The following is a 9,066-nucleotide window of genomic DNA, read 5'->3' as shown; positions in this document are numbered from 1 at the left end:
GGGGTTTAGTTCAACGGTTGTGTGTATGAAACGTTTGGCATTTCGAAGCGATTTCCTATCAAGTTACAATTACTTTTGATACAAGCTAAAACGCTTGATAAACCACTTACTGCCAAATGTTTTATACACGATGTTAGGTTTTCGTGCATTTTTTCGAATATAAAAATAGAAAATCTTCCCCGAAATTAATCGAAGAAGATTCTACTTGGTTAAATATTTAATTACTATTTCAATGTTTATGAGCTGAGTGACCACCACCTTGTTCTGCAATATCATGAATAGCTTCAATGGTATGTGTATAATCTACATAAGCTTCCACATATTCACGCCCTTTTTCAGGAGAATCGTTTTTCACTTTTTCAAGTGCTACAACTTTATCATATTTATCCTTTATCACCTTTCCGATGTGGGTGTTTAATTTAACAAGAAAATCGTCAATATTATTACTTTCTAATGCCTTGTCGCTAAGTTGAACTATCATTTTTGTTGTTTCGGCAGGTTTTAACCCGGTGAAAGGGGCACCTTCTGTTACGCGGTGCAAACGTACGAGGGTTTCAAAGAAATGTTTTTCAACAATCGCATATACTTCTTTATCCCCTTTTTTTAAAGAATAGGTTTTATTAAATAATGGAATAATTTCTTTTTCCTGTTCTGGGGTAATCCATTTCAGAACTAAATTAACGTTGTTTGTTTCAAGAGCTTTAATAGCATCTTTAATTGTAGGTCCATCATATGAATCGCAGTGTGCTGATACCGGTAGTGTGCCGAATATCATAAATAAAAATAATAATACAATCGAGAAGATTGTTTTATAAGTTTTACGGTTTTGGAGAGTCTTTGGACTTGTGGTTACCAAATTTGTTTCTTTTGTTCTCATGACAATTTAAATTTTAATTTGTTATTAATTGAAATATCTTGGAACAAAATTACATTGAGAATTTTCTCTGTGCGACCTACTTTGTAAAGTAGCACTCATTAATTTAAAATAGTAAGACCTATTTTATAATATCAGACTTCTGTGAGAACCTAAAATGCTGCAATTAAGATTAAACTTGTTTCCTAAATTCACTTGGAGTAAAATCGGTCATCTTTTTAAAAACCCTGTTAAATGCGGATTTTGTATTAAAACCACAATCAAATGCAATCCCTAAAAGAGATAAATTTTCATATTCAGGATTGCCTATTCTTGTTTTCACTTCTTCTATTCTGTATTGGTTGATAAAATCAAAGAAATTGACACCAAATTGTTCATTAATTACACGAGAAAGATGATGTGATGGTATATCAAGCTTGTTAGCTAACTCAGGAAGCGAAATGTTGGCATCCAAATAAGGCTTTTGGGTGGTCATAAAATGCTTTAATTTAGCAACATATTGTTCAATATCAGCATCTTTTATAAATATTCCGGCATATTTTGTTTTTGGTTCAGTAACATATTTGGTATCCCGGTTAGGATATTGAATAAAAATTTCCTTTTGCTTTAGACCATAATAACCAATCAAGATTATAAAAGCAGACAAAGAAAGTGTTAACCCGTGAGTACAAAATATCCACGAGAACATTTGGAAAACATGATGTATAGTAGTGAAAATCATTAAAATTGTCCAAATACCACCAAAAGTATATACAAGCCTTCGTAACCAATCAAGGTTAACATTTTCGTACGATGAAAAATTATTGAAAATGTTAATATCCAATTTTTTAAAAAGCAGTATTGATAGCATAAAATAAAAAGGCCCTGATATTACTGTGAAAAGTAGAAACGCATTAAACAGCAAAGGAGTCTTATGCTCACTTTCCAAATGGTCTAATCTTATTCGTTCAGAAATTTCCGGAAAAAAAGAAGAAATAATGATAAATAGGTTGAAAAGGATAAAAGGGACAAAGTGCAGCAGTTCTGCTCTGTTGAATTGAGCCTTGTTATCAATCAAAGCAGAAATATAAAAATACAGGAATGGCCCGTGAAGCAGGAGTAATGAAATAAAACTTACTGATAGCAGATGAAAACCAGTAAAGAGTTTATCTGAAAACAACCCATATATACCTGTATAGAAACCCAGATATATTAGCCAACAAATGAGTATCTTATCATGTAGTGCCTTTTTTTTCTGAAGAATCAAAAATGAAAAAAATAAAGCGTTGAATGAAGCTATTAAAAAAATATATTTCATATCTTATTTCTCTAAAAATCAAGAATTTCTATTAATTGCAGTATGCTTTCTATGCATGAAACCTAACGGTTGGTGCAAGTGGAGTGCGGGACTTTGAAATACTTCACTGTCAAGCTGCCACTGAGCCAAGCCGGCTTTTTACTAAACATCTTTTTATAACCGTCAACCGTCAAAGACGGATTGGCGGTGGTTGAACAAGGCGAAAAACGTTGGAAAACCACGCCCACCCGCATTACATTTGCACTTTGTTAGGCACTGGTTTTTATTCTTTTTTAGTCAACAATTTTTGTAAATCGATATGTTGGATTTGGATAACCCGGACTTAAACATTTCCACGCATTTATTTTCATTCTTATTTTGTCCGCTATAAACTTCTCAAGTGATTCTTTTACGATTTTGTCCAGTTTCTCCGGAGTCACACCAATTCGGGCATTTATAATCATTTGAACATTGTCAGAAATTCCTGCTTCTCCACGAAATGATAAAGTTTCTGATGTACCTGTCAAATTACCAATCAATTGATTTGAGCCATTTTCAAGTATTATTTTAAGATGTCCAACACTAATATTTTGTTCTTCAATTTTATTGTTTAAATCTTGCATAAAAGTTTTTGCAGTTTCATCCCAGTCAATTTTCTTGCCGTCCAGTGTCACCGACGCATTTAACCAGCCAAGAACCGCTTCGCCTTCAGCATAAGTGTCGTAATCAACTTGAATAATTTTTTGTCCAGATTTTATTTTCGTTTGAATTAATTTTAACCAATTATCAATTCCATCACCAGTTTTCGAACTTACAGCAAGAACATCCGAGCTTGGATAAAGGAGTTTTACTTTTTCTTTTAATGATTCCAAGTCTTTTTGTTTAAGCAAGTCTGTTTTCGTAATAAGGATAATATCACTTTCTTCAAGCTGTTTTTGGTAGATATAAGCCGAACTTGGGTGCAATCCTGCATTTTCCCCGTTTAATATTGATTTTAATTTAAATGGGTCAGCAAGCACAGTAAGGGGTGAAATTATTAGTTCCTGTTTTAAATTAGTTTTTAATGGCTGAATAATCGTTGCCGATAAATCGGTACAACTGCCAACGGGTTCAGCGATTATGATGTCTGCATTTGAATCGGTATTTACCTGTTTAATAGAATTGATAAATCCATTAAAATTACAGCAAAAGCAACTTCCACTTACTTCGGCTACTTTCACATTGGTTTGTAAAAGTATTGCCGTATCAACCAATTCAGATGCTTGGTCATTTGTAATTAAACCAACTTTTTTACCTTGATTCATTAAAAATTTTGTGGTCTCGTATAAAAGAGTGGTTTTGCCTGCACCCAAAAAACCGCCAACAACAATAAGTCGTGTTTTGTCAATCATATTTTGATATTTATTTTGAAGAATTATTACAATTACAACTTTCTTTAGTCGCTCTTTTCATAGCTGGTTCAAGAACTTTAATAAAGAAAATAGATGCTAATGTCCCGCCAATTACAGGAGATAAAATATAAACAAAAAAGAATCCACCGGATTTGTCGGGAAAAGCTGCTTCCCCCCAGCCAAAAATCCAAGCTACCATTCGAGGTCCAAAATCACGAGCTGGGTTAATCCCTGCCTGAGTTAAAGGTGCAATCAGGCAAATTATGGAAGTAACGGTTAATCCAATAAACAATGGTGCAATGGCATTATCTGGGCGACCAATATTGCACCCTTCGGTTAAAGCAAAAATTAGTATGACCAAAATAAAAGTCCCGAAAGCTTCTGCACCCATTGCAATAGGTAAGGTTACAATTGCTGAGCTTCCAGAGTTTATATAATATTCTCCAAACATTTTTGCAGTACCAATGGATTCGATAGTTCCACGGACGATTCCATTGACATTTTCGTAATTGCTTATTGAAGGTGCAAAAAAGAGGTAAAGTGTCAGACCCGCGAGAAATGCACCAAAAAATTGACCTAAAATGTAGGCTGGAAGTTTGCGCCATTTCATTCGTTTACTGATAACCATTGCAACAGTAACGGCAGGATTTAAATGTGCACAGGAAATATGTCGTGTTAAATAAATAGCGAGAGTTACACCAATTCCCCAAGCAAGTGCAATTTGAAATAATCCCTGATACGAATTGAATAAAATTGACATTGCTACAGAACCACATCCAAAAAGAACCAATAAAAATGTTCCCAGAGTTTCACCGATAAATTCAGTTTTGTACTTTTTAATTTTCACGTCCATATATTTTTTTGTTCTAAAACTAAATATTTTAAAGTGATGCGCAATGATTTTCCAAACTTGTGCCTAACGTTTAGTATAAGAATAGTAGCCGACTGCGTGGCACTTTCTTGTCAAGATACACGAAAGTTGAAACGGGATACACCCCTTGAATTTACTACTGTCTCGGCTATTATTTTTATACATTGTTACCGTGCGTTATTCCTTATATCTCAATCTATTCTTTTGTCATTATTTAATCTTGGCATATCTAATTTCGTCATAAATCTCGTTGTTTTTACAAATTGATTTCTTAAAAATCGCCTCTTTTGTGTATCCGCATTTTTCCAAGACTCTCTGGGATGACTTATTAAACTCAAAAATCCCAGTATGAATCCTTACAATACCAAGATTATTAAATCCCCAATCTGTAATCAATGTGACTGCTTTCGTTGCAATCCCTTTGTTCCAATACTGTTCTCCAATAAAATACCCAATCTCTGCACTTTTCTTATAAACATCCTCTCCAATGGAAAGACTAATGTTCCCAACATAATTACCTTGATACTCTATGGCAAAAAAAGTTTTGGGATTTTGTGAATCAATCATTTTTTTGAAGTTCTCCGCATCTGATAAGGTATACGGTTTAGGAAATGCGTCACGTAAATTAACACTCACTTTGTCATTATTTGCATATTCAGATAGTTTTTCTAAATCAGTATCCATAAGGTTTCTGAGAAATACATCTCCGTCTTTTGCTATTATTACTTTACTTTCCATTTCCGATATTCTTTTTCAAGTCATGGGTAGCATTTACAAAAAAGTCTCTTTCTCCGCTATATCCAACTACTTTTCCTTCCAATCTATCCCAATTATTATTTATCCTGTACATTATCCGACCATAATTTATTATTTCAGGATTAGTACTACAATAATCGAAAATAATGAAGGGTAATTTTATAATTCCTCCCTCCAAATCTATTCGCAATACCTCGCCTTCGTCATTAACATCCATGAATCCAACTAATTTCCTGTCAATCACTTTAAAAGAGCACTCAATCTCAACTTTTATATCAAGTTTGTCAGGAATAGCTATACCTTTCCAATTACAATCAGTCAAGTTTTCTATTTCGCTAATCGTTTTGGGGTTTATAAATTTTCTTTCAATTATGCTCATAGTTCGGGGTTTTTTCTAATGCACGGTAACGGTTGGCGGTATGAAACGTTGGGGATTGCGGGCTACTTTCCTGTCGAGTTACAACGAACCTGATGCGGGGTAGGACGCTTGCATAACCACCTAAACCCCAATGTTTTATACCGCTTGTTACCGCCTGGTGTTTTTCCAATTTAACTGTTTTTCCATTTTTTCTTTTGTAAAGGTTATCATATCAAAATTTAATTGGACTTCAAAAGCATTGGTTCTTTCCTTACAATCTTCTCTTTTGCAATTCTTACAGTATTTCTTAAAACATTCATCGGTATGCAAATTGAAAACAATATCTTCAGGAAAATTTGAAACTAATATTTTTTTTAATTTTTCTCCTTCTTCATGAGCATCTGATAAATACAAATTCCATGGCAAAACCAAATCACAATTTATATGAAATACATTTCCGTATTTAACAAGTTTGAAATTGTGTATATCAATCCACTCATTAGATTTGTTGTTGTCTATAATTTTACCAAATTGCTCAATCAATTTAAAATCTGCTTCGTCCATTAAATGCGATGTGGTTTCTTTAAGTATTTTCAAGCCTGTTATTACAATAATAGTCCCGAAAATCAAGGCTATCAAACTGTCTAACCACGCTAATTTTGTATAGTACAGTAAAACTAAGCCAATCACTAAGCCAATTGATGAATAAGTATCGGAGTGTAAGTGTTTTCCCCCTGATATTAAAGCAATTGAATTGTGTTTTTTGCCAATTTTTATACTGTACCAACCAATTAAATAATTTAACAAACCTGCAATGGCAACAATAATAATTCCTATATCCAATTGCGAAACTTCCGCTGGGATAAAAAGTCGTTTAATTGCTTCAAAAATGATTATTATTCCAGCAATAATAATTAAAAAACCTTCGACTGATGCAGATAAAAACTCGGCTTTACCATGTCCGAACGGATGGTCTTCGTCTTTAGGTTTTAATGAAACATAAACAGCGTACAGAGTAATAAATCCAGTTGTCACATTTACTGTACTTTCAAGAGCATCTGTTAATATACCTACTGAATTGGTCAAAAAGTAGGCAATTAATTTTCCAATAAATATTAGAACTGATGAAATTGCAATAATTCGTTGAACCTTGAATTTTAAATTCTTTTGAGATTTTTCAAGTACTATCATTCAATCAAAATTTTATCGAAATTGTTTACACTTTTTTTTTCGTTTTCATCTTCTTATTCAGATAAAGAGTAAAATAAAGCAAATTAATACAATTACTTGATAATATAATTTCATAATTGTTGTGTCTTTTTTATTTAATCATCATCATGTTCTTTGTATTCATCTTGTTTTTCCTCATACTGGATTTTCTTTTTTTCACTTCTGTTTTCTGTTGGTAAGCTCATGCCAAAATAAAAAGCAAAAAATGGGACAATTAACCAAAGTGTTGAAAATGTAAATTGAAATATATTTTCTTTTAAGCTTTTCTTTTCAGCCAATTTGTTGACTTTTAATATTGATAGTAATATTTTCGTTTTTGCAAGAAAAATAATATCATAAATAATACCAACTACATGAATGCCAATCAATATTAAAAACAAGTTAGCCAGAATTTCATGTGCTTCTTCAACAAAGTTTTCACTTAAGTTTAGGTTGATAAGTGAATTGCTCTCTATCGAATACAAGATAAAACCCGATAAACTACAAAGTAAGCCAACTATCAATATGCAAAGCATCACAATAGAAGCTAACGGATTACTAATGTATTTGGCTTTCCCCTTTTTAAATAAGTTTACAAGAGAGGCTGTTTGATTTTTAATACCTATCAAAAAAACCTTGTAACTGGCCCATTTCGGACCAACAAAACCATAAATAATACGAAACATAATCAATGCGCCCACAAAAAGCCCAAAGGCATAATGCACATTTTCGTTTCTATCAAAGTCTTCAGAAATATAAGCTGCGGTAAATCCTATGGCTAAAAACCAATGGAAGATACTTTTTATGGATAAAGTAGAAATTTTTGTATTCATAAATTTAGTATTTTTTTGTTTGCATTTAAACGAGTTTCGCTTTCAAGTTTATATTTATTACAAATATTCAATTTGTCACTTATGTATAGGCGGAGCATCTAATTTATGTTTGCTCTGCCTTGCCAATAATAGCAAAGTCAATCCAACTTGAAGCGAATTTGTGTTAGTTATTAAAGCTTTATCGGAATAGCCCAAATTTTAGTCCTATACACCCAGTCAGTCCTGAAATATCAGATTGATTGAAGTTCCTGTAATTCATTTGGCTGACAATACGGTAGCCTACTCCAACATTAAATCGAACATACTTATGCAAGTTGACCTCTAATAATGCCGCAGGTTCAATTTCTAAGAAATTAGCTTCTCCAAGTCCAGTAAAACCGCTTTCATTGTCCATTTCTACCTCACCATAACCAATATATAAAGGAAATGTTACATGTATTACCTTTTTGGAAAGTAACGTGTATTCGGTAAAGCCACCCACAGTCCAGTAGTCCATATATAAATTTGGGACTGTTTCACTTTGTGGTCTGATATCATTCATAGAAGTTTTGAAGTAGCCACCTATTAAAAACTTGTCATTAATACTTAACCCACCGCGAAGATTAAGAAGCAAGCTATTAAAACCGTCCATTTGAGTTATACCAACAGCAGGTGAAACAAAAAAACCGAATTCTTTTGGATTATTACCAAATAAAGTTTTGGTCTCTATATTACTTTGAGCTGTTAGTTTGCTTTGTAAAAACACAAAGCAAATTAATAAAAGGATTGAAGTTATATTCTTATTCATTTTATATTTTTTTATTGTTATTAAAATTAAACCACAACAGTTCTACAATCAAAACTGATGTTATTAGTTTGATGTCTATTTTAAAAATAGAAATGTGGGAGAATTTAAATAATAGGAGGCGCCCGTAATCCAACTAAATTATTTAGAATTTGTTCAGGAAAAAATATAAAAGGAGGGATTGGACTTATGTCATATGCGGTGACAAATGAAGCAAATTTGATATTATCAAAAATATGAAAGAAAATGAGGCTTTCATCTTCAGAATCTGGAGGTTTAATAGACTGTCTGGAGGTTTTTGATGAAATAAAAACAGCCTTAGTCAATAAACAATTTTCAAAGTCACTTTCACGCTTTATGGTGTGTTCATTAGAATGCTTCTGAGTATCGTTATTCTTTTGATAAAGTATGTTTGATTTGCATACTATACCATTATGATAGTGATGAGGCACTATGACATGAGCCAACAAAAAAATGTTAGCTGAAAAAATAAAGAATAATGCCACTCTTTTTTTAAGCATAAAAATATTTTTAATAAAAACGAAATTTTCATTCAATTATTACATCGAGTTAAAAAAATAATTGAATCAATTTGAATATCCGTTATCCGAATTTGTGAATAATTTTGTTTTTCTGTCCTTACGCAATGGTTTACTTTTCAATTTTACTATGTCGCTGTCTGACTCACACTTGGCGGTAACGTTCTAGTATTTT

Annotated in this window: 10 protein-coding genes; all 10 read right to left on the bottom strand. The window is 32.5% G+C overall.

From position 1 onward, the window contains the following. Positions 1-229: 229 nt before the first annotated feature. The 10 genes from NC99_RS00285 to NC99_RS00240 all read right to left on the bottom strand — a co-directional run bounded on the left by NC99_RS00285 (position 230) and on the right by NC99_RS00240 (position 8,873). Positions 230-877 (bottom strand): DUF6448 family protein, encoded by a 648-nt coding sequence (locus NC99_RS00285; RefSeq protein WP_053178665.1) that lies wholly within the window; start codon positions 875-877, stop codon positions 230-232. 169 nt (positions 878-1,046) lie between these two features. Continuing rightward, a complete protein-coding gene (locus NC99_RS00280; protein ID WP_053178663.1) occupies positions 1,047-2,171 on the bottom strand; it encodes a helix-turn-helix domain-containing protein in 1,125 nt (374 codons plus the stop codon). Between the two features lie 272 nt (positions 2,172-2,443). Beyond that, positions 2,444-3,541, bottom strand: coding sequence for a GTP-binding protein (locus NC99_RS00275; RefSeq protein ID WP_053178661.1), 1,098 nt, complete (start codon positions 3,539-3,541; stop codon positions 2,444-2,446). A gap of 10 nt (positions 3,542-3,551) precedes the next feature. Further along, the gene (locus tag NC99_RS00270; protein WP_204374852.1) at positions 3,552-4,388 is read right to left on the bottom strand and encodes an MIP/aquaporin family protein; all 837 of its coding nucleotides are present in this window, start codon (positions 4,386-4,388) and stop codon (positions 3,552-3,554) included. A 234-nt stretch (positions 4,389-4,622) separates the two neighbouring features. Beyond that, positions 4,623-5,150, bottom strand: coding sequence for a GNAT family N-acetyltransferase (locus NC99_RS00265; RefSeq protein ID WP_053178657.1), 528 nt, complete (start codon positions 5,148-5,150; stop codon positions 4,623-4,625). Continuing rightward, positions 5,140-5,547, bottom strand: a complete 408-nt coding sequence (locus tag NC99_RS00260; RefSeq protein WP_053178656.1) for a hypothetical protein — start codon at positions 5,545-5,547, stop codon at positions 5,140-5,142. Before NC99_RS00260 ends, NC99_RS00265 begins: the two co-directional genes overlap by 11 nt. Positions 5,548-5,694: 147 nt before the next feature. Then, positions 5,695-6,717, bottom strand: a complete 1,023-nt coding sequence (locus NC99_RS00255; protein ID WP_053178654.1) for a cation diffusion facilitator family transporter — start codon at positions 6,715-6,717, stop codon at positions 5,695-5,697. A 134-nt stretch (positions 6,718-6,851) separates the two neighbouring features. Then, positions 6,852-7,568 (bottom strand): cytochrome b/b6 domain-containing protein, encoded by a 717-nt coding sequence (locus NC99_RS00250; RefSeq protein WP_053178652.1) that lies wholly within the window; start codon positions 7,566-7,568, stop codon positions 6,852-6,854. A gap of 178 nt (positions 7,569-7,746) precedes the next feature. Then, positions 7,747-8,355 carry a hypothetical protein gene (locus tag NC99_RS00245; RefSeq protein WP_053178650.1) on the bottom strand — a complete coding sequence of 203 codons (609 nt, stop codon included), beginning with the start codon at positions 8,353-8,355 and terminating at the stop codon, positions 7,747-7,749. A 104-nt stretch (positions 8,356-8,459) separates the two neighbouring features. Then, a complete protein-coding gene (locus NC99_RS00240; protein WP_157624304.1) occupies positions 8,460-8,873 on the bottom strand; it encodes a DUF6769 family protein in 414 nt (137 codons plus the stop codon). Positions 8,874-9,066 lie beyond the last annotated feature (193 nt).

Source organism: Sunxiuqinia dokdonensis, assembly GCF_001270965.1.
Taxonomy (GTDB): domain Bacteria; phylum Bacteroidota; class Bacteroidia; order Bacteroidales; family Prolixibacteraceae; genus Sunxiuqinia; species Sunxiuqinia dokdonensis.
The sequence above is the reverse complement of the archived record's forward strand: the minus strand, read 5'-3'. Positions and strand labels throughout refer to the sequence as shown.

What these genes read in the sequence shown, in the direction of transcription:
- NC99_RS00250 (WP_053178652.1), bottom strand. Translation starts at nt 7,568, where the DNA reads ATGAATACAAAAATTTCTACTTTATCCATAAAAAGTATCTTCCATTGG.
- NC99_RS00280 (WP_053178663.1), bottom strand. Translation starts at nt 2,171, where the DNA reads ATGAAATATATTTTTTTAATAGCTTCATTCAACGCTTTATTTTTTTCA.
- NC99_RS00255 (WP_053178654.1), bottom strand. Translation starts at nt 6,717, where the DNA reads ATGATAGTACTTGAAAAATCTCAAAAGAATTTAAAATTCAAGGTTCAA.
- NC99_RS00285 (WP_053178665.1), bottom strand. Translation starts at nt 877, where the DNA reads ATGAGAACAAAAGAAACAAATTTGGTAACCACAAGTCCAAAGACTCTC.
- NC99_RS00265 (WP_053178657.1), bottom strand. Translation starts at nt 5,150, where the DNA reads ATGGAAAGTAAAGTAATAATAGCAAAAGACGGAGATGTATTTCTCAGA.
- NC99_RS00275 (WP_053178661.1), bottom strand. Translation starts at nt 3,541, where the DNA reads ATGATTGACAAAACACGACTTATTGTTGTTGGCGGTTTTTTGGGTGCA.
- NC99_RS00240 (WP_157624304.1), bottom strand. Translation starts at nt 8,873, where the DNA reads ATGCTTAAAAAAAGAGTGGCATTATTCTTTATTTTTTCAGCTAACATT.
- NC99_RS00245 (WP_053178650.1), bottom strand. Translation starts at nt 8,355, where the DNA reads ATGAATAAGAATATAACTTCAATCCTTTTATTAATTTGCTTTGTGTTT.
- NC99_RS00260 (WP_053178656.1), bottom strand. Translation starts at nt 5,547, where the DNA reads ATGAGCATAATTGAAAGAAAATTTATAAACCCCAAAACGATTAGCGAA.